The organism is Desulfuromonas acetexigens, assembly GCF_900111775.1.
Classification (GTDB): Bacteria; Desulfobacterota; Desulfuromonadia; order Desulfuromonadales; family Trichloromonadaceae; genus Trichloromonas; species Trichloromonas acetexigens.
The window spans coordinates 313,113-333,077 of sequence record NZ_FOJJ01000012.1 but is presented as its reverse complement, the minus strand read 5'-3'; the positions used below and the strand labels follow the sequence as shown (position 1 = coordinate 333,077).

At 61.3% G+C, this 19,965-nt stretch carries 18 protein-coding genes; all 18 read right to left on the bottom strand.

Going from position 1 to position 19,965, the window contains the following annotated elements; all coding sequences use genetic code 11:
• Nucleotides 1-34: 34 nt before the first annotated feature.
• Nucleotides 35-2,440: a Lon protease family protein gene (locus BQ4888_RS08075; protein ID WP_276609543.1), complete on the bottom strand. Its 2,406-nt coding sequence runs from the start codon at nt 2,438-2,440 to the stop codon at nt 35-37.
• 30 nt (nt 2,441-2,470) lie between these two features.
• Complete coding sequence (locus BQ4888_RS08070; protein WP_092056210.1) at nt 2,471-3,412, bottom strand: dihydrolipoamide acetyltransferase family protein; 942 nt, start codon at nt 3,410-3,412, stop codon at nt 2,471-2,473.
• A 231-nt stretch (nt 3,413-3,643) separates the two neighbouring features.
• A complete protein-coding gene (locus tag BQ4888_RS08065) occupies nt 3,644-3,799 on the bottom strand; it encodes an SIR2 family protein (protein ID WP_092056208.1) in 156 nt (51 codons plus the stop codon).
• Between the two features lie 144 nt (nt 3,800-3,943).
• Nucleotides 3,944-4,498: a ComEA family DNA-binding protein gene (locus BQ4888_RS08060; protein ID WP_092056205.1), complete on the bottom strand. Its 555-nt coding sequence runs from the start codon at nt 4,496-4,498 to the stop codon at nt 3,944-3,946.
• Nucleotides 4,499-4,500: 2 nt separating this feature from the next.
• Entirely contained in the window at nt 4,501-6,072 is a 1,572-nt protein-coding gene (cimA, locus tag BQ4888_RS08055) for a citramalate synthase (RefSeq protein WP_092056203.1), read from the bottom strand.
• A 95-nt stretch (nt 6,073-6,167) separates the two neighbouring features.
• Nucleotides 6,168-7,400, bottom strand: coding sequence for an aspartate kinase (locus BQ4888_RS08050; RefSeq protein ID WP_092056201.1), 1,233 nt, complete (start codon nt 7,398-7,400; stop codon nt 6,168-6,170).
• Between the two features lie 48 nt (nt 7,401-7,448).
• Nucleotides 7,449-8,864 (bottom strand): dihydrolipoyl dehydrogenase, encoded by a 1,416-nt coding sequence (gene lpdA / locus BQ4888_RS08045; protein ID WP_092056198.1) that lies wholly within the window; start codon nt 8,862-8,864, stop codon nt 7,449-7,451.
• Nucleotides 8,861-9,352, bottom strand: coding sequence for a tRNA (adenosine(37)-N6)-threonylcarbamoyltransferase complex ATPase subunit type 1 TsaE (gene tsaE, locus BQ4888_RS08040; protein WP_092056193.1), 492 nt, complete (start codon nt 9,350-9,352; stop codon nt 8,861-8,863). Before tsaE ends, lpdA begins: the two co-directional genes overlap by 4 nt.
• Before the next feature lie 3 nt (nt 9,353-9,355).
• Nucleotides 9,356-9,805: a CBS domain-containing protein gene (locus BQ4888_RS08035; protein ID WP_092056192.1), complete on the bottom strand. Its 450-nt coding sequence runs from the start codon at nt 9,803-9,805 to the stop codon at nt 9,356-9,358.
• Nucleotides 9,806-9,856: 51 nt separating this feature from the next.
• A complete protein-coding gene (locus tag BQ4888_RS08030) occupies nt 9,857-11,431 on the bottom strand; it encodes an NAD(P)H-hydrate dehydratase (protein WP_092056187.1) in 1,575 nt (524 codons plus the stop codon).
• Nucleotides 11,428-11,811 (bottom strand): holo-ACP synthase, encoded by a 384-nt coding sequence (acpS, locus tag BQ4888_RS08025; protein WP_092056182.1) that lies wholly within the window; start codon nt 11,809-11,811, stop codon nt 11,428-11,430. Before acpS ends, BQ4888_RS08030 begins: the two co-directional genes overlap by 4 nt.
• 1 nt (nt 11,812) lies before the next feature.
• The gene (locus tag BQ4888_RS08020; protein WP_092056179.1) at nt 11,813-12,535 is read right to left on the bottom strand and encodes a pyridoxine 5'-phosphate synthase; all 723 of its coding nucleotides are present in this window, start codon (nt 12,533-12,535) and stop codon (nt 11,813-11,815) included.
• A 2-nt stretch (nt 12,536-12,537) separates the two neighbouring features.
• Nucleotides 12,538-13,914, bottom strand: a complete 1,377-nt coding sequence (gene glmM, locus BQ4888_RS08015) for a phosphoglucosamine mutase (protein ID WP_092056175.1) — start codon at nt 13,912-13,914, stop codon at nt 12,538-12,540.
• Nucleotides 13,911-14,618: a CdaR family protein gene (locus BQ4888_RS08010; RefSeq protein ID WP_092056170.1), complete on the bottom strand. Its 708-nt coding sequence runs from the start codon at nt 14,616-14,618 to the stop codon at nt 13,911-13,913. The genes glmM and BQ4888_RS08010 overlap by 4 nt, the downstream gene beginning before the upstream one ends.
• A 3-nt stretch (nt 14,619-14,621) precedes the next feature.
• Nucleotides 14,622-15,413 (bottom strand): diadenylate cyclase CdaA, encoded by a 792-nt coding sequence (gene cdaA, locus BQ4888_RS08005; RefSeq protein ID WP_092056168.1) that lies wholly within the window; start codon nt 15,411-15,413, stop codon nt 14,622-14,624.
• A gap of 15 nt (nt 15,414-15,428) precedes the next feature.
• Entirely contained in the window at nt 15,429-16,652 is a 1,224-nt protein-coding gene (gene folP, locus BQ4888_RS08000; protein WP_092056166.1) for a dihydropteroate synthase, read from the bottom strand.
• The gene (gene ftsH, locus BQ4888_RS07995) at nt 16,652-18,472 is read right to left on the bottom strand and encodes an ATP-dependent zinc metalloprotease FtsH (RefSeq protein ID WP_092056164.1); all 1,821 of its coding nucleotides are present in this window, start codon (nt 18,470-18,472) and stop codon (nt 16,652-16,654) included. Before ftsH ends, folP begins: the two co-directional genes overlap by 1 nt.
• Before the next feature lie 104 nt (nt 18,473-18,576).
• On the bottom strand, nt 18,577-19,953 hold the full coding sequence (gene tilS / locus BQ4888_RS07990; protein WP_092056161.1) for a tRNA lysidine(34) synthetase TilS: 1,377 nt from the start codon (nt 19,951-19,953) through the stop codon (nt 18,577-18,579).
• Between the last annotated feature and the right edge of the window lie 12 nt (nt 19,954-19,965).

Below are 19,965 nucleotides of genomic sequence, written 5' to 3'. Positions count from 1 at the left end.
TGCTGAGTGAAGCCGGGCGATTCGTGAATCGCCCCTACTTTTCCCCTTCCTTGCCGGCGCCGAATTTATGCAGGGCTTCGGCCATCTGCCGCAGGCGCTGGTCGACCAGAGCATTGACCGAACCTTCCGGCCAGGAGCCGCCCGCTTGCCATTCGCCGGCGGGGACGCCGGTGAGGATCTCGATCCCCTCGTCGATGGTGGTCACCGCCCAGATGTGAAAACGCCCCTCGCGCACGGCGGTAATGACCTCGGGCTTGAGCATGAGGTTTTTCACGTTCTGCACCGGAATCATCACCCCCTGTTCGCCATTGAGCCCAAAAGCCTTGCAGACCGCGTAGAAGCCTTCGATCTTCTCGTTGACCCCGCCGATGGGCTGAATCTGGCCACGCTGGTTAACGGAGCCGGTCACGGCGATGCCCTGGCGGATCGGTAAGCCAGAGAGAGAGGAGAGCAATCCGTAGAGTTCGGTGGAAGAAGCACTGTCGCCGTCCACCCCGCCGTAGGACTGCTCGAAGCAGATGGAGGCGGCCACCGCCAACGGTTTGTCCTGGGCGAAGCGCTCGCCGAAGAAGCCGCTGAGAATCAGCACCCCCTTGTCGTGGCTCGGCCCGGAAAGTTTCACCTCCCGCTCGATGTTGATCATCCCCCCCTTGCCCAGAAAGGTGCGCACCGTCACCCGTGAAGGCTTGCCGAAGGAATAATCGCCAAGCATATAGACGGAAAGACCGTTCACCTGACCAACGACCGCCCCCTGGGTATCGACCAGCAGGGTGCCGTCCTCGATGAACTCCTGAATCCGCTCTTCAACCTTATTCGACCGGTAGATGCGCGCCTCGATGGCGAGTTCCACCTGCTCGGCGCCGACCAGCTCGTGACCGTGGCGTTCGGTGTAATGGGAAGCCTCGCGGATCAGGTCGGCGATGTCGAGAAAACGGGAGGAGAGCCGCCCCTGATCCTCGATCAGCCGCGCCGAATATTCCACCAGCCGGGCGACGCCACTGGGCGCAAAGTGACGGAGACTTTCCTCCCGACACTTGGAGGCAACGAAGAGGGCATATTGCTGAACATTCTCCCAGGTATTTTTCATCATCCGGTCGAAGTCGGCTTTGACCTTGAAATATTTACGGAAATCCTGGTCGAATTGATACAGCAGATAATAGAGCTGGGGTGTGCCGATGAGGATGATCTTGCAGTCGAGGGGAACCGGTTGCGGCTTGAGGGAGACGGTAGCGATGAGCCGGAACTGCTCGGCCATATCCTCGATGCGGATCTCCCGCTTGCGGATGCTGCGCTTTAAGGCCTCGTAGGTAAAGACGTTGATCAGCACCTCGCGGCAGTCGAGAATCAGGTAACCACCATTGGCGCGATGCAGCGCCCCCGGCTTGATCATGGTGAAGTTGGTGATGGCGTTACCCATCTGGATAACGTGTTCGAGGCGGCCGAAGACGTTGAAATAGGTCGGATTGGCCTCGTAGACGACCGGCGCCCCGGTCAGCTCGCTATTGTCGATAAAGAGATTGACCCGGTAGCGGTCGAAAGAAGGTTCCTGGCTGAGCTGTTTGAGGCCGGGGATGGCCAGGGTCGGCCCTTCGGAGGGGCGAAATTCGTCAATGCGGTCGAGCAGGTCTTTCTTGCAGTCGGCGAAATGTTCCAGCACTTGCGCGTGCTCACCGTAACGCGCCTCCAGATCCTCGAAGAGATGACCGATGGCGTAGAGCAACAGCTCCTTCTCCATTTTCGTCGTCTCTGCGCGCATCTCCTTTTCCTGGTCGCGCACTTGACGCATGACTTCTGCCAGGTGTTCCTGCAGTTCGCTGCCGCTGCGGTCGAGCCCCTCCCGTTCTTCGTCAGAAAGTTCCTCGTACTCCTGCTGCGACAGGGGCTGCCCGCCCTTGGTCGGGACCAGCACCAAGCCGCTGACCGAGCGCTGCAAAACGAAGCGGTTGCGGTTGGCCTCGGCTTCCAGCCGCTCAAACAGCTGCCGATGCTTTTCCTGATAGGCGGCGGCAATCTGCCCCTTCTGCTGTTCGTATTCCTTGCTTTCGAAGACCTTGGGGATTTCCTCGGCCAGGCGCGTCACCAGCGCCTCCATCTCCTTCTGCAGTTCCTTGCCCCGGCCGGTGGGCAGACGCAGGCAGACGGCTCGGCCAGTCTCCTTGAAATCGTTGAGATAACACCAGTCATCCGGCACCGGCTCATCGGCAGCGCGTCGATTGAGCAGTTTGCGGATGGTGGAGGAGCGCCCGGAACCCGGCTCTCCGAGGACAAAGAGATTAAAGCCGCCGTCACGAATGCCGAGACCGAACTCAATGGCGGTAACCGCCCGGTCCTGGCCAATGGTCCCTTCGAGGGGAGGAAGCTCAGCGGTCGAAGCGAATTCGAACTGGGCCGGGTCGCATTGCCAGGATAAGGCTTCAGCTGCCAATTTTTTATGATTCATGGTCATCCCCTCTGCAAAAAATATCACTCATCAGAATTCGCAATCGCCCTTTGCCTCCAGGGTAATCGGCGCTTCCAGGTAACTTTTCAGGGTACCGAGGAACTCGGCGGCGTCGGCACCGTCGAGAATACGATGATCGGCGGAAAGGGTCAGGCGTAGCATCGGGGCGATGCCCGGTTCGCCGTCCTCCTCCACCACCACTTCGCCGCGAATCGTTCCCACCGCCAGCACGGCCGCCTGGGGCGGGGTAATGATGGCGCTGAAGGACTCGACCCCGAGCATCCCCATGTTCGAAACGGTAAAGGTGCCGCCAGCCATTTCCCGTCGCTCCAGCCGTCCTTCGTGGGCTTTGGTGGCCAGCTCGGCAGCCCGACGGCTGAGTTCCCGCAGGCTGAGACGACCGCAGTCAGACAGCACCGGATAATAGAGCCCGCCTTCGGTAGCGACCGCCATCGCCAGGCTGATGGTTTTCTGCTCCACCGCCTCGCCATCGAGCCAGAGGCTGTTGACCCAGGGATGCTCATGGAGGGAGCGGACCACGGCGGCGAGAATGAAGTCGTTGATGGTAACGCCAAGGCTTTTGCGCAGACCGATGACGTCGGTCATATCCACCGCCACGGTCACGAAAAAATGCGGGACAGTGCGCCAGCTCTCCTGCATCTTACGGGCGATGATGCGCCGCACCTTGACCGACTTCCCCGGAACGGACGGGGAGGGTTCATCATGCGCCGCCGGTGCGCGGTCGAGAACCGCCAGCAGCGTTCCGACCGGCACCGTACACCCTTCCTCAATCCGCAACACCACCACCTCGCCCGATTCGCGGGCGCTCAGAAGCAGGGTCTTTCCGCCGATGGCGAAGTCGGCCAGGGGGACGCCCGGTTCCACTCGGCACCCTTCCTGGACATGCCAACGCACCAGGGTGGCTTCCTGCATCGATTCTTCAAGGGGGGGGAGGATGATCGGAGAAAGCATGGGATGCCTCGTATCGGTCGGGACAGGGAATCGGCTGGGAAAAACTCCGGGATGATTCGTTTCAGCGGCCCGTGAATCCAGCCAAACTCTAGCAATTCCCGGCCGGAATGGCAAGAAACCTGACCGCCCAACCCTCCGCGGCCTTCCTTTCTCCCCGCGCACCTATAGAAAAAGCGCCGGAAACCTTGGGTTTCCGGCGCTTGAAGAGGCACGGTTGGGCGAGTGAATCGATCAGCCGAGGAAATACTGGTTGTTGCGGGCGCGGTTTGCGACAATGGTGGGGTCGAGCAACTCTCCGCAGGAGCAGCATTTCCAGGCGTCGAAGGAACGGACGAAATCGTAATATTTCTCGGCGTACATCCTGGCTCGGCACTTAGGACATTTCATGGCTCTCTCCTTGGATGGAATTCAACAGGGAAACCCCTTGTCAACACTCATAAGCGTTTACACAAGACGTGCCAGAATCCCTGGGAGCATCACAAAGGAGCCTTATGTTTCAGAATTTTATGTTAGTTATCGAGAACTTATCATTCATTCAAAATATTTCCGCCAACGTTCGAGCGACTTCCTACCCACCCCCGGAACCCGTAGCAAAGCTTCAAAATCCCCAAAATCGCCATTTTTTTGACGGTCTGCTTCGATTCGTTCCGCCAGTCTCGGGCCGATCCCCGGCAACGCCTGCCAATCGTCCAAGCTCATGCGCTCCGGATGCAGAGCGACCCCCAACGCCATACGCTGCTCCGCCGGCAACCAATCCCTGACCAGAACGAGCTTTTCCGCCTCGTCGAGGCCCAGGGAAAGACGTTCTCCGGGCTGTGGCGGCCGACTGGGAAGCTTCAGGGACAGCCATTCCCGAGCCGTCTCCCCATCCGTCAATTCAATGACGCTCGCCCAGGAAGAAGCGTCAGAGAATTGATGGAGCCCCGGGCGGGTGAACCCGTTCCCGAGCCAAACCGGCAGGGTCGGTGGGGCGGAAAACGCAACGGCCGGCGGGTCTTCGTCGAAAAAGATCCGCCGGCCGCAAAAAAAGCCGAGGCAAAAGACGAGGCACCCCACCAGCAGGCAGGTTCCCCGGGGGGGATTCACCCTCAGTTGTCCTGATCCTTGAGCAGCTTGTATTGCAGGGCATCGACCAGGGCGTGGTAAGAAGCATCGATAATGTTATCGCTGACCCCCACCGTCCCCCAACGACTTTCCTTGTCCCCCGATTCGATGAGGACGCGGGTAAAGGAGGCCGTTCCCTTCCCCGCCGGCAGAACCCGAACCTTGTAGTCGTAAAGGCGGATCTCCTTCAGGCGTGGATAGAAATTCTCCAGCGCCTTGCGCAGGGCGTTGTCGAGGGCGTTGACCGGCCCGTTCCCCTCGGCGGCGGTATGCTCGATGCGGCCGCCGACTTTGACCTGCACGGTCGCCTCGGAAACCGGCTTCTCATCCTCATGGCGCTTGGTGTCGATGACCCGGAAGCCGATGACCGAGAAATAATTGCGCAGAGTACCGAGAGCCCGGCGCATGAGCAGTTCGAAGGAGGCCTCGGCCCCTTCGAACTGGAAACCCTTGTTCTCCAGATCCTTGATGTTTTCCAGGATTTCCAGAGTCACGGGATCCTTGCTGTCGAGATTGATGTTGAACTCCTCGGCCTTGGCCAGGATGTTGGAACGCCCGGAGAGATCGGAGACGAGCACCCGGGTGCAGTTGCCAACCAGCTCGGGACGGATATGTTCGTAGGTTTCGGGATGGCGTTGAATGGCGGAGACATGCACCCCGCCTTTGTGGGCGAAGGCCGAGTTGCCGACGTAGGCCTGGTGCTTGTTCGGCACCATGTTGGCCAACTCGTAAATGGTGCGGGAGAGCTGGCGCAGGGATTTGAGCTGGCCTTCACCAACGCAGTTTTTGCCCATTTTGAGCTGCAGGGCGGGGATGATGGAGCAGAGGTTGGCGTTGCCGCAGCGCTCGCCAAAGCCGTTGATCGTCCCCTGCACATGGACGATGCCGTGGGCCACGGCGATGAGGGAGTTGGCCACCGCACACTCACCGTCGTTATGGGTATGGATCCCCAGGGGGGTGGCGACCGTCTGCTTGACCTGCTCGATGATCGCCGGCAGCTCATGGGGCAGGGTGCCGCCGTTCGTATCGCACAGCACGATGCAGTCGGCACCGGCCTGCTGGGCGGCCTGCAGGGTTTTCAGGGCGTATTCGGGGTTGGCCTTGTAGCCATCGAAAAAGTGCTCGGCGTCATAGACGACCTCGCCGACATGCTGCTTGAGATAGGCCAGAGAATCGTAGATCAGTTCCAGATTTTCTTCGAGGCTGATGCGCAAGGCCTCGTGGACATGAAAATCCCAGGTTTTGCCAAAGATGGTCACGGTATCCGGTTCGGCCTGGACCAGGGTGCGGATATTATTATCCTTGTCCGGCGTGGTATTGGCCCGACGGGTCGACCCGAAAGCAGCGATCTTCGCCTGCTTCAAGGTGACCTTCTTGATGTCCTTGAAGAAGGCGATGTCCTTGGGGTTAGAGCCGGGCCAGCCCCCCTCGATGTAATGGATGCCCAGATCGTCCAGCAGCTGGGCGATGCGGATCTTGTCCGCCACCAGAAAGGACACCTCCTCGGCCTGAGTACCATCGCGCAGGGTCGTATCGTAGAGCTTGATCTGATTCATGCTTGTATCCCCGTTTCTCACAAGACCATGGACGTAGGGGCGCAGCATGCTGCGCCCCTACATGATCTCCCGGTTCGATTGCGTTCGTGTCGAGACTATTCGGCCTTGATGTCTTTTTTGGCCAGATCGAAGGCTTCGTGCAATACCCGCACCGCCAGCTCGGTGTATTTGGAATCGATGACACAGGAAACCTTGATTTCGCTGGTGGAGATCATCTGGATGTTGACGCCCTCCTGGGACAGGGTCTGGAACATCTTGCTGGCGACACCGGAGTGGGAACGCATACCGACGCCGACGATGGAAACCTTGGCGATGCTTTCGTCGCTGGTGACGGAAGCGGCGCCCGTCTCTTTGGCAGTCTCCTCGACGATCTTCAGGGCCTTTTTGAAATCGCTCTTGGGCACGGTGAAGGTCAGATCGGTGAACCCTTCATGGGAGACGTTCTGAATGATCATGTCCACGGTGATGTTGGCGTGGGACAGGGGGGAGAAGATCTTCGCGGCAATCCCCGGCTTGTCGGGAACCCGCAGCACGGAAATCTTGGCTTCATCCTTGTTGTAGGTAATTCCCGAAACCAGAACGGCTTCCATATCAGCATCCTCCTTCGTGACCAGAGTACCTGGATTGTCGTTAAAACTCGAACGGACGTGAACAACCACACCGTATTTCTTGGCGAATTCGACGCTGCGGATCTGCAGCACTTTGGAACCGAGGGACGCCATCTCCAGCATTTCGTCGTAGGAGACCTTTTCCATCTTGGAGGCTTCCGGGACGATACGCGGATCGGTGGTATAGATACCGTCGACGTCAGTGAAGATCTCGCAGACGTCGGCCTTGATCGCCGCCGCCACCGCCACCGCCGAGGTATCGGAACCGCCGCGCCCCAGAGTGGTGATGTTGCCGTCCTTGTCGATCCCCTGGAAGCCGGCGACGATGATGATGGTGCCGCTCTTGAGATCCTCGCGGATCTTCTTGTCGTCGATCTTTTCGATGCGCGCCTTGGAGAAGACGCTGTCGGTGACGATGGGGATCTGAAAGCCGCAGTAGCTCTTGGCCTTGTAACCCATCGACTGCAGGCACATGGAAAGAAGCGACATGCTCACCTGCTCGCCGGTGGCGACCAGCACGTCATATTCACGCTCGCTGGGGAACTCGCACATTTCGTTGGCGAGGGCCACGAGTTTGTTGGTTTCGCCGGACATGGCCGAAACGATAACCACCACATCGTTGCCTTCGTCGTAGGTTTTGGCCACGCGACGAGCGACATTGCGGATTCTGTCGATGGTACCTACGGAAGTCCCGCCGTACTTCTGCACAACCAGGGCCATAATTCCCTCTTCCTCCTTTTGGAAAAACGACTTTAGGGGTCGTATAGGTTAAGCGTCGGATGATTTGCGCCGGGACGCCGCACGCCCCAGCCGATGAACCGCCAGCCCGGAAAGATCCTCAGCAGCCTCCTTGATCATCTCCGGCAGACTGGGATGGGCGCGAATTCCCGCGGCCAGTTCCCGAGCCGAAAGCTTGCGGCTCATGGCCAAAGAAGCCTCGGCAATGAGCGACGAGGCGTCGGCGCCGACGATGGTCACGCCGAGAATCGGCCCGCCGTCCTGCTCCGCCAGAATCTTCACCGTCCCGCGTGGCTCTCCCGCGCACAGGGCCATGCCCGAGGCGAGATAAGCGAAGCGGCCCACCTGATAAGCGAGACCTTGCTCCCGGCACTGTTCCTCGGTCAGCCCGACCTGGGCGATCTCCGGATCGGTAAAAACGATACTCGGCACCACCCGGTAATCGGCTCGGGCCTCTCCGCCCAGAGCGTTTTCCACGGCGATCTCGGCCTGATAGGAGGCCACATGAGCCAACTGCCAACCCCCGGTCAGATCGCCGATGGCATAGAGACCGTCGACGCTCGTGCGCATCCCGTCATCGACCACCACGGCCCCCCGCTCCAGGCGCACTCTGAGCTCTTCGAGCCCGAGTCCTTCGCTGTTGGGACGACGCCCGACGGAAAGGAGGATTTTTTCGACCTGGAGAGTTTCGCCGTTGGCAAGCCGGACATGGACCCCGTCGGAGCGGGATTCGACATCCGTGACGGCGGTGTCGAGATGAAGCTTGACCCCGGCCGCCTTGAAGGACTTTTCCACTTCACGCACCGCCTGCCGGTCGCTGCGCGCGAGCAGAACGGGAAGCTGTTCTACGATGTCGACGGCGACACCGAAAGCGGAAAAAATCCCGGCGAATTCGCAGCCTATGTAGCCGCCACCAACAATGAGCAGGCTCTTGGGAAGATCCTTAATAGCAAGAAATTCATCGCTGGTCAAAACATTTTTCCCAGCTGGAGCGAAGCCTTCGGGGACCAGCGGACGCCCGCCCGTGGCCAGAATAACGGCCTTGGCGCGCAGGTGCCCGACCGCCCCCTGGCCGCGGATTCCGACCCGCCCCGGGCCTTCGAGAAAGCCCCGACCCGAGTAGAGATCGACACCGTTGCCCTTGAGCAACTGCGCGACCCCGTCGACCAACTGGGAGACGACGCCATCCTTGCGCTCGGCCGCCGTAGCGAAATCAAAGACGGGCTCAGCGAGGCGGATGCCATGGCTGCTCGCGTCGCGCATGGAGCGCAACAGACGGGCACTGCTATAGAGGGCCTTGGTCGGAATACAACCCCGATTGAGGCAGGTTCCCCCCACCGCGTCGGATTCCACCAGACAGACTCGGGCGCCGCGCTGGGCGCCACGGATGGCAGCGACATAGCCCCCCGGACCGCCGCCGATCACCGCCAGATCGTATTCCTTCACTCCGCATCTCCCACAATCGTCCAATCCCGCCGCAACGAATCGAGCAGTTGACCATAGGGCTCCCCGTCGGCCTCCAGGGTAATCCGGCGGGAATCATCCGCTGTGTGCTCCAGACGCACCCGCAACCCTTCCAGCACCAGCTGCGGGAAACGATCGGCCCACTCAACGACCGTCACCCCGTTGCCATGGAAATAATCGTCGAAACCGAGGTCAACCAGATCCTCCACCGAAACCAGTCGGTAGAGATCGAAATGATAAAGGGGCAACCGCCCCGCGTAGGGATTCATCAGTGTGTAAGAAGGGCTGGTCACCGGTTCATCCTCCGCGACTTCCAGCCCCCGGGCCAGCCCCTGGGTGAAACAGGTCTTGCCGGCCCCCAGCTCGCCGTGCAGCAGCACCACCGAGGACGGGCCGAGTAAGCGCCCCAAGGCCTTCCCCAGTTCCCGGGTTCGCTCCGGCGAGGTCGTTTCCAGCGTCCAGGAAAGCACGGATCAGGAGCGCATGGAGCGGATGATGTCGAAACGCGCCACGACCCCGAGCAAATTCTCGCCGTCGACCACCGGGATAAGATGCACCGAACGATCGACCATCAGCCCGGCGATGTCGGCGACCGGAGTGTCAGGGGTGCAGGTAGTGACCTCGCGGGAACAGATCTCACCGACCTTGCGGGCGGTGATCTTCTTGACCTCTTCCTGAAAAGTCTTTTCGCTTTCCAGATAGAAGACCCAATCAAAAATGGAAATAACCGTAGGGATATGCAGCGGTTTGTCCTGCTCGACCAGATCCGTCTCCGTCACCACCCCTTCCAGGCGCCCTTCGCCATCCACCACCGGCAGGGCGTTGACATTGTACTGGGCAAAGAGCCGGGCGAGTTCGTCCACTTCGGTCTCGGCTGTGACGGTGTAGACCTGAGTGGTCATAATATCTTTCGCGGTAAGCATGCGTTCTCCTCGTTGATTGGATAAGTACCGGCAAAAACTGCCGGGCCGGCCTCAGCAAAGGCGGTCTTCGATTTCCCCGGCGGCCAAGGCGGCACGGGCGGCGGGCAGTTCTCGCAGCAGGTCGGAAGCAAAGAGCCCCGAATTTCCCTGGCGCACCGCGAGGCGGTCCCCGGCCAGGGCGTGCAGGTAGACCCCGAGGACGGCGGCGGACTCGACCGTCAGACCCTGGGCCAAGAGTCCGCCGATGATCCCGGTCAAGGCATCCCCCATGCCGCCGCTGGCCATGCCGGGGTTGCCGCCGGCAGTGATCCGTACTCGGCCGTCGGGCAGAGCGACGATGGTGCGTGCGCCCTTGAGCACCAGCGTCACCCGATAATCGAGAGCAAAACGGCGGGCCGCGCCGACCCGGTCGGCCTCGATGTCGGCGACGGACGTTCCGGTCAGGCGGGACATCTCGCCGGGATGGGGGGTAAGGACCGCCTGCAGATCGGGGATATCCCGCAGGAAGCTGGGATACGGGCCGAGGGCGTTGAGACCGTCGGCATCGATGACCATGGGCAAGGGACACTCACGGACCAGCTTGCGCACCAGCTCCGTCGTCTCTTCGGAGGTGCCGAGCCCGGGACCGACGGCAAGCGCCTCCTTGTCCCGCCACAGATCGCGAAGCGCCTCCCCGGCCGCCAGGGCCAGGGCGCCGTCGACCTCGGCCAGGGAAGCGGTCATCACTTCGGTGAGCTTGATCGCCATGGCCGGCTGGACCGAAAGCGGACAACCCAGGGTCACCAGCCCGGCGCCCATGCGCAGACCGCCCTCGGCGGCCAGCGCCGCCGCGCCGGTCTTGCCCCGGGAACCGGCCACCACCAGCAGATGGCCGAATGTTCCCTTGTGCCCGGTGGCCGGACGGGCGGGGAGCAACGGCCCGACCTCGGCAGCGGTGACAAGACGGAAGTCCTCTTCGCAGGCCGCCAGCAGGGTCGCGGGAATGCCGATATCGAGAACCTCCAAGGTTCCGACCTGTGCCCACCCGGGATAAAGCGCCTGCCCCAACTTGGGCGCGGCGAAGGTCAGGGTCAGGTCCGCGCGCACCGCCTTGCCGAGCAGGGAACCATGGGTGGCATCGACGCCGGAAGGGATATCCACGGCCACCACTGGACGCCCGCAGGCGTTGATCCAGTCGATGGCCCGCCCGTAGTGGCCGCGCACCGGGGCACAGAGCCCGGTGCCGAAGAGGGCGTCGACCACCAGACGGGTCGCGCCGAGTTCGTCCAGGGCCGTCAGCAGTCGGTGCTCATCGGGCACGAATGCCACCTGGCCGCCCATCCGCGTCAGAATATCGAGATTGACGGAAGCATCGCCGACGATCGCCGACGGTTCGGCGAGTACCAGGGTTTGCACTTGCCATCCCCAGTTGAGCAGATGCCGGGCAATGACATAGCCGTCGCCGCCGTTGTTCCCCTTCCCCGCCAGAATCAGCACGGGTCCGGGAAAGAATTCGGCATAGCACCGGGCCAACCGCTCGGCCGCCCCCCGCCCGGCATTTTCCATGAGGACCACACCGGGGATGCCGAGATCTTCGATGGCCTGACGGTCGAGTTCACGCATCCGCGCGGCGGTCAACAATTTCATGGTCGCTCCAGAATCACCGTGGCGCTGGCGTAATCGCCCTCGTGGCTGTAGGAAAGATGAATCGCGGCGATCCCCCGTTCGGCGAGAATTTCCGCGGCCCGGCCGCTGACGGCCAGGGAGGGCTTGCCGAGATCGTCGCGAAGGACATCCATGTCCTGCCAGGTGATCCCTTCCCGCAGACCCAGACCGAGGGCCTTGAGAAAGGCCTCCTTGACCGCGAAACGGGCGGCCAGATGCGGCGACGGATCCGGCTTCGGCAGGCAGTAGGCCTGTTCGGCCGGGGTGAATATCCGCTGAATGAGCGCCCGATTGCCCTTTTCGAGAAAACGGCGAAAGCGGGAAGCGCGGCTCAGATCGGTGCCGACCCCGACGATCGCCATCCTATTCCCCCGGCCGCACCAAGGCGACCATCTCGCGCACCGCCCGCTCCAGCCCGACCAGAACCGCGCGGGAAATAATGCTGTGGCCGATATTGAATTCGTCGATGCCGCCGAGCGCCACCACATCCTGCACATTCTGGTAGTTGAGGCCGTGGCCGGCATTGACCCCCAACCCGAGCTTGCCCCCGGCGCGCACCGCCTCCTGGATCTTGAGCAGTTCGGCATAGCGCTTGTCGTAGCGGCGGGTTTCGCAATAGGCGCCGGTGTGGATCTCGACGGCGTCGCTGCCCAGGCGGTGGGCTTCCTTGATCTGCTCCAGATCCGGATCGACGAAGAGGCTGACGATGATCCCCTCCTGCCGCAGCGGCTCGATCTGCTTTTTCAGCAACTGCCGATGGCGCAGGACATCCAGCCCCCCCTCGGTGGTCAGCTCTTCGCGCTTTTCCGGCACTAGGGTGACACAGTCGGGGCGGACCTTGAGGGCGATGCCGAGCATTTCGTCGGTCGCCGCCATTTCCAGATTGAGACGGGTCTTGAGCGTCTGCCGCAGCAAAAAGAGGTCGCGATCCTGAATGTGGCGCCGGTCCTCGCGCAGATGAACGGTAATGCTGTCGGCGCCGGCGAGCTCGGCCAACGCCGCCGCCGTCACCGGATCGGGTTCGTTGGTCCCCCGCGCTTGACGGACGGTAGCGACATGATCGACATTGACTCCCAGTCGCGCCACGGCTACTTCCCCTCCTTGGTGCCGCCCAGGTGACGCTCGATGGCATCGCCGATTTCGTGGGCCATTTCGGTGATCTGATACTTGTCCTGTCCTTCGAGCATGATCCGCAGCAGGGGCTCGGTCCCCGAATAGCGGATCAGCACCCGCCCCTTGCCGGCCAGCTTCTCCTCGACGGCGTCGATGACCTTTTGTACCTCGGGAATCTGGCCGATATCCCGCCGCTCCTTGACCCGGACATTGAGCAACACCTGGGGCAGGGAGATCATCACCTCGGCCAGCTCGGAGAGTCGCTTGCCGCTGCGCTGCATGATCGCCAGCACCTGCAGGGCCGAGATCATGCCGTCGCCGGTGGTGTTGTGATCGAGGAAGATCATGTGCCCCGACTGCTCGCCGCCGAGGTTGTAGCCGTGCCGCAACATCTCTTCCACCACGTAGCGGTCACCGACGGCGGTCTTCACCACCTGGCCTCCGGCTTTTTTCAGGGCGATGTCGAGCCCCATGTTGCTCATCACCGTCGCCACCAGGGTCTTCTTCGCCAGCTGGTTCTTGGCCAGCAGGTCCGTGGCGCAGATGGCCATGATATGGTCGCCGTCGACCTCGTTACCGAACTCGTCGACGAAAATCACCCGGTCGGCATCGCCGTCGAGGGCGATGCCGAGATGGGCGCGATTCTCCACCACCGCGTCGGCGATGACCTGGGGATGCAGGGAACCGCAGCCGGCATTGATGTTGGTCCCGTTGGGGGAAATCCCCAGGGGGATGACTTCGGCGCCGAGTTCCTCCAGAACCGCCGGCGCCACCTTGTAGGCGGCGCCGTTGGCGCAGTCGAGGACGATGCGCAAACCCTTGAGGTCAAGATCCTTGGGAAAGGCGGCCTTGAGAAAGACGACGTAACGACCCTTGGCGTCATCGATACGGAAGGCCTTGCCGACCTCCGAGGCGACCGGACGCAGGGAATCGATCTTTTTCGAATAGATCAGATCCTCGATCTTCAGTTCGGTCTCGTCGGGGAGCTTGAAGCCGGTGCCGTCGAAGAACTTGATGCCGTTGTCCTGGTACGGATTATGGGAAGCGGAAATCACCACCCCGGCGTCGGCGCGCATGGACGAGGTGATGAAGGCGATCCCCGGGGTCGGCAGCGGCCCGACCAGCAGCACGTCCACCCCCATCGAGCAGATCCCCGCCACCAGGGCGTTCTCGATCATGTAGCCGGAAAGCCGGGTATCCTTGCCGATGACGATCCGGTGCCGGCGTTTTTCATCCTTATCCTTGAAAATATAGGCGGCGGCGCGACCCAGCTGCATGACGATCTCGGTGGTCATGGGATGGATGTTGGCCACCCCGCGCACGCCGTCCGTGCCGAAAAGCTTTTTGCTCATTCCTTCTTTTCTCCTGTTTGCTCCCCCCCGATCACTTCGGCGGCGGGGATCTCCGGTTCCGGCAATTTGACGATAGTGACATGCACCTCGACGGTGCGATCTTCCTTAAGATAAGTGTAGCGGCCCCGGTAATCGATCGGGACGATCAGACTGAAACTGTCCCGCACCCCTTCGATTTCCACGGGATCGGTTTCCGCTTGGGCAACATTCTTGAGTTCCCCCTCCGCCCCTTCCACCAGCACCTCGGCCGGCGCCAACTGAATCTCACGGAGTTCGAAACCGGGAGCGGGGGCGCCGCTGATGACCAGCTTGACCGGCACCTTCTTGTCTTTGATCCGCTCCAGCCGGACATCCACGAAGGAGGGGGAAAGACGGGTGATTTTCAGGGCACCGGGAAGGTTAAAGAGCTCTTCCAGGCGCCTGAAGGAGGTCACGCCCGGTTGGAGCCCCCGCAGGTCGACGGCGATCCCCATATCCTTGGGATCGAGGTTCATCAGAAGCGTCCGCGGTCCGCTGATGCGGACATCCACCTGGCTGGGAATTTCGTTGGCCACCATCAGGTTGGCCGGCAGATTCTTGATCGCCAGGGGCACCGCGTAGGAAAGCTCCTGCTTTTGCTCGCCCATGACAAAAAACCACAGGATCAGGGCAAAGGCCAGAGACAGCAGTTTGAGAAAGAGATTTTCCGTCAGTCGCCTGAACATGGTCTACCGTTTTTTCTTGGGCTTGCCCTCGCGAGGTTCGAAAAGCCGAGTCAGAACCCGCTTCAGGGAGGTGGAGTCAAGGTCACGGGTGATCCGGCCGCCGACCACCACGGAAATTTTACCGGTCTCCTCCGAAACGACAATGGCCACGGCATCGACCAGTTCGGTCAGGCCGATGGCGGCACGATGCCGGGTTCCCAGCGTCTTGCTGATGTCGGGATTCTGGGAAAGGGGCAAAAAACAGCCCGCGCGCTTGATCCGCCCCTGCTGCAGAACGAGGGCGCCGTCGTGAATGGGGGAATAGGGCAGAAAGATCGAGGTGATCAGATCGCTGGAGACCTTGGCGTCGATTTCGACACCGACTTCGAGAAAATCCTTGAGTCCGGTTTCCCGTTCGATGACGATGAGGGCGCCGATCCGCTTGCTGGCCATGCTGACGCAGGCCTTGACCAGCTCGTCCATGACCTCGGTCTCTTCCTTGTAGGAGAGATCAGCAAAAAACGGATTCCGACCGACATGGATCAACGCCCGCCGGATGTCGTTCTGGAAGAGGACGACGATGACCAGGATGATCGAAGAGAGGAAGTTGTCGAGAATCCAGTGCAGGGTGTAAAGACCGCTGACCTGGGAGGAGACATAGACCCCAAGGATCACCGCCAGACCGAGGAGCATCTGCACGGCGCGGGTTCCCTTAATGAGCAGCATGATCCGATAGATGACAAAGGCGACCAGGCCGATGTCGAGGAGATCGAGCAGCCATCGGAAATTTTTCAGATCGTCGAACAACCCGCCCATGCCCCACCAGTCAGATCAAAGGGTTTCCGTCACGGCGCCTCCGCCTTGTATCGCCCAGGCCATTAGAGCCGCCTCCCGCGCCGGGGCGACCTCGTGCACCCGATGGATCATCGCCCCCGCCCGGACCCCGAGCGCTACCGTCGCCAAGGTCCCGTAAAGGCGCCGGGAAGGCTCGGGTTGTCCCAGAACCTTGCCGATAAAACTCTTGCGGGAAGTTCCCAGCAGGAGGGGACGTCCCAACGCCCGAAACTCCCCGAGGCGCCGCAGGATCTCCAGGTTGCCGGCAACGTCCTTGCCGAAGCCGATGCCCGGGTCAACCGCCAGAGCCTCTTCGGGAATGCCGGCGGCTTGCGCCCGCGCCATTCCCGCTCGCAGATATTCGAGAATTTCCCCGACCAGATCGCCGTACTCGGTATCGGCCTGCATGGTCGCGGCCAGCCCCCGGGTATGCATGAGGAAAAGTCCGGCACCGGCTTCGGCGATCACCGCCGCCATGGCCGGATCGAAATGCAACCCGCTGACGTCGTTAATGAAATGGGCACCGGCGGCCAGGGCGGCGCGGGCCACGGCGCTTTTGCTGGTATCGACCGAAATCGGACAGGAAGTCTCCCGGGCAAGGGCCTCGACGACCGGAACGACCCGATCGATTTCCTCCTGTGGGGAAATCTCCGGGGCTCCAGGGCGGGTACTCTCCCCCCCGACATCGATCAGGTCGAGCCCTTCCCGCTCCATCTCGTGTGCCCGCTCCAGGGCGGCGGAAAGAGAAAGGTAGCGGCCACCATCGGAGAAGGAGTCGGGAGTGACGTTGAGAATTCCCATGATCCGTGGCCGATCCAGTTCCAGCCGCAACCCCCGCCCGCTCAAGAAGGTCGGGGGATATTCCAGACGCTCGAGCAGAAGACTGATCCGGGCCGCTTGCTCGCGCAGGCCAAAAGGCTGCCGGCCGAGACGTTCGACCAGCAGCCTGATTTGTTTGAGGGAGCCGATCAACAAGACATCGGTCGTGGGAAGCGAACAGGCGACGCTCCCCCGTGACACGGCCGCATCGCCACCCAGGGAGAGCATCTCTTGTTTGAGAATGTTCGCGGCGGGACAGGAAACGTCGCGGAGCTTAATCAGTCGCCCCACCATTTTCGGCGCCATGCGGGCAATGCCCGCCGGGTCGACACCGATGCGGAAAAGTTCGCCACGGGCTTGGGCCTCATCCTCAACCCGCAACAGGCGCGGTGGAACTGGCATCAGGCAACCGGTTCGGGAGTAACAGCCTCGGTCGAGGAGCCGAATACCAGGGCGCGAATTTCCGCGCCGTCAAGGTTTTCTTTTTCCAGAAGCGCTTCCGCCACGGTAATCAGAGCGGCTTTCTGCTCCTGCAGGATCTGGCGGGTGCGCTCATGATTTTCCTTGACGATGCGCGTGATCTCCTCGTCGATTTCGACAGCGGTGGCTTCACTGTAATTCTTCATGTGCCCCATGTCGCGCCCAAGGAATACCTCCCCCTCCTTCTCGCCGAAAGCCAGGGGCCCGAGCTTCTCACTCATGCCCCATTCGCAGACCATCTTGCGGGCGATGGCGGTGGCTCGCTCAATGTCGTTGCTCGCGCCACTGGTGATGCTGGAGAAGATGATCTCTTCGGCGACCCGGCCGCCGAGCAGGGTACAGATGCGGATATGCAAACCGTCCCGGGTTTCGTTGTATTTTTCCTGCTCCGGCAGATACATGGTGACCCCCATGGCGCGACCGCGGGGGATGATCGATACCTTATGCACCGGATCTGCGCCGGGGATGAAGAGAGCGACCAAGGCGTGTCCGGCCTCGTGATAGGCGGTAACCTTTTTTTCTTCCTCGGTGATAACCATGGACCGCCGCTCGGCCCCCATCATCACCTTGTCCTTGGCCGCCTCCAGGTCGTCCATATTGACCTGGGACTTGTCGGCGCGAGCGGCCAAGAGCGCCGCCTCGTTAACTAGGTTGGCGAGGTCGGCACCGGAAAAACCGGGCGTCCCCTTAGCCACAACTTCCATCTCGACATCGGCATCCAAGGGAATTTTGCGGGCATGAACGTTGAGGATCTTCAACCGCCCTTTGACATCGGGACGGGGCACCACCACCTGCCGGTCGAAACGACCGGGGCGCAAAAGAGCCGGATCGAGAACGTCGGGACGGTTGGTGGCGGCGATCAGAATAACCCCTTCGTTCGACTCGAAGCCGTCCATCTCCACCAGCAACTGATTGAGGGTCTGTTCCCGCTCGTCATGGCCGCCACCGAGACCGGCGCCGCGATGGCGACCGACAGCGTCGATCTCGTCGATGAAGATAATACAAGGGGCATTCTTCTTCCCCTGCACAAAGAGGTCGCGAACCCGGCTGGCGCCGACCCCGACGAACATCTCGACGAAGTCCGAGCCGGAGATGGAGAAGAAGGGCACCCCAGCCTCGCCGGCAATGGCGCGGGCGAGCAGGGTCTTGCCGGTGCCGGGGGAACCGCACAGCAGCACCCCTTTCGGAATCCGTCCGCCCAGGCGGGAGAACTTCTTGGGCTCCTTCAGAAAGGAAACGATCTCTTCCAGTTCGTCCTTGGCCTCGTCGATCCCGGCCACATCCTTGAACGTGACCTGGGCCTGGTTATCGGTGAGCAGCTTGGCCTTGCTCTTGCCGAAGCTCATCGCCTTGCCCCCGCCCGACTGCATCTGGCGCATGAAAAAGACCCAGACCGCAATCAACAGCAGAATCGGCCCCCAGGAGACCATCAGGGTGAACCAGAAACTGCGGTCCTCGGCGGGACGCGCCTGGATCTCCACCCCTTTTTCACGCAGTTGAGTAATCAGCGCGGGGTCATCCGGGGCGAAGGTCTTGAACAGGGTGTCGTCCTGGTACTTCCCTTCGACATTGGATCCCTGGACCGTGACTTCCCGCACCCGCCCCTCCTCTACCGCCGCCAGAAAAGCCGTGTAGGTGATAGGCTTCTGCTCCTGGCCTTTTTGCGTCATCATGTTGAAGAGCAGGATCATGACCAGGGAAATGACCAGCCAGAGCGCGAGATTTTTATAGAATTGATTCACAGTACCCCCTAAGCACTTAAATTGTAGCCAACGAAACCCGCACGAAGCTCTTACCAGCGGAAAATTGCGCGGGTTCCCGGAAACTTAACATACGGATAGGGATTTCACAACCCGTTTTCGTGGGCATTGCCAGGGCGATAGACAAAGCGCAGAACCCGCCCGCAAGCCGCTTCGGGGCGATAGTCCTGACAGCGTCGAACCCCCACCACCCAGAGTATCTCATCCTTCGCCAGCAACCAGAGGGAACGACGTTTTTCTTTCTCAATCTTTTGATCGATGAAGAAGGATTTGAGCTTCTTCCCCCCGGGCGCCCCTTCAGGATGAAAACGATCCCCTGAACAAAAAGACCGCCACTGGAGCGGAAAATCGATGGTGAAGCCGTCAAACTCCTCGATCAGCGCCGTCGTTTTTCCAGGGCCGCCTTCCACCGTCACCTGCAACTCGCCACCATCGGCGAGGACATATTTTCCGGGGCCAGGAATCTCCAGGGGCGCGTTCTCCATCCCCTGCGGACACTCCCTGCGCAACCACAACCGTTCATACCTTCTTCCGACCCAGGCTCCAGGGAGATCGAGCCCCCCCTGAGGACGCTCGGATTCGACCAGGGCTCGCACAGCGCGCAGGTGAGAGGAGGCAATTCCCTGCAAATCACCCCGCACTTGGGCCAGGGCTCGCCGCAGAACTCGCGGCAGCAGAGCGGGATGCAGCTCAAGCAATAGACCGCGAGACAAGCTCAAACCATCTGATTGGTCGAGCGAAACAACCTTTAAGGCCTCGTCCTCCCGTTCCCGCCAAAAAGCCTCTTCCTCGGAAAGGCGTTCCGACAAGCGACAAAGATGCTCTTCGATCCGCGGATTGAAATTTTCGAGAAGGGGCAGAAGCTGGTGACGGATCCGGTTCCGGGTAAATCGGGGATCACGATTACTGGCATCTTCGATGAACGGCCATCCGTGCTCCGCCAAAAATTCTTGCAACTGCTCGCGGGCAAAGGGGAGCAAAGGACGGATGAAGGGAGGGGACCAAGGTTGCATGGCACTCAGGCCGGAGCTCCCGGACCCGCGGAGCAACCGATGCAGCAGAGTTTCGGCCTGGTCACCGCGATGGTGACCCAGGGCCACCTTCACACAGCCCCGGGTCGCCGCCGTCTCCATCAGAAATTCCCGGCGGGCACGGCGCGCGGAGGCCTCCAGGCCTTCCTTGGCGAGGCGGGAAAGCTTGGGAACGTCCCGCTTGCCGACGCATAGGGGGATGTCCAGCTCGGCACAAAGGCGCCGGACGAATTCGGCATCCTCACCACTTTCAGGGCGCATGCCATGATCCAGGTGTGCCGCCGCAACTTCGATCCCCAGGGACTGAGCGTTCCGCTGCAATAGAACGAGCAGCGCCACCGAATCGGCCCCACCGGAGACCGCGGTAAGCACCCGCTCGCCCGGCGCCAGCAACTGCCGCCGTGTGACATTTTCGATAAATAGCTTATCCATCAGAAACTACCC

What these genes read in the sequence shown, in the direction of transcription:
- BQ4888_RS08075 (WP_276609543.1), bottom strand. Translation starts at nt 2,440, where the DNA reads ATGAATCATAAAAAATTGGCAGCTGAAGCCTTATCCTGGCAATGCGAC.
- BQ4888_RS08070 (WP_092056210.1), bottom strand. Translation starts at nt 3,412, where the DNA reads ATGCTTTCTCCGATCATCCTCCCCCCCCTTGAAGAATCGATGCAGGAA.
- BQ4888_RS08065 (WP_092056208.1), bottom strand. Translation starts at nt 3,799, where the DNA reads ATGAAATGTCCTAAGTGCCGAGCCAGGATGTACGCCGAGAAATATTAC.
- cimA (WP_092056203.1), bottom strand. Translation starts at nt 6,072, where the DNA reads ATGAATCAGATCAAGCTCTACGATACGACCCTGCGCGATGGTACTCAG.
- BQ4888_RS08050 (WP_092056201.1), bottom strand. Translation starts at nt 7,400, where the DNA reads ATGGCCCTGGTTGTGCAGAAGTACGGCGGGACTTCCGTAGGTACCATC.
- BQ4888_RS08035 (WP_092056192.1), bottom strand. Translation starts at nt 9,805, where the DNA reads ATGCTTACCGCGAAAGATATTATGACCACTCAGGTCTACACCGTCACA.
- BQ4888_RS08030 (WP_092056187.1), bottom strand. Translation starts at nt 11,431, where the DNA reads ATGAAATTGTTGACCGCCGCGCGGATGCGTGAACTCGACCGTCAGGCC.
- acpS (WP_092056182.1), bottom strand. Translation starts at nt 11,811, where the DNA reads ATGGCGATCGTCGGGGTCGGCACCGATCTGAGCCGCGCTTCCCGCTTT.
- glmM (WP_092056175.1), bottom strand. Translation starts at nt 13,914, where the DNA reads ATGAGCAAAAAGCTTTTCGGCACGGACGGCGTGCGCGGGGTGGCCAAC.
- BQ4888_RS08010 (WP_092056170.1), bottom strand. Translation starts at nt 14,618, where the DNA reads ATGTTCAGGCGACTGACGGAAAATCTCTTTCTCAAACTGCTGTCTCTG.
- cdaA (WP_092056168.1), bottom strand. Translation starts at nt 15,413, where the DNA reads ATGGGCGGGTTGTTCGACGATCTGAAAAATTTCCGATGGCTGCTCGAT.
- folP (WP_092056166.1), bottom strand. Translation starts at nt 16,652, where the DNA reads ATGCCAGTTCCACCGCGCCTGTTGCGGGTTGAGGATGAGGCCCAAGCC.
- tilS (WP_092056161.1), bottom strand. Translation starts at nt 19,953, where the DNA reads ATGGATAAGCTATTTATCGAAAATGTCACACGGCGGCAGTTGCTGGCG.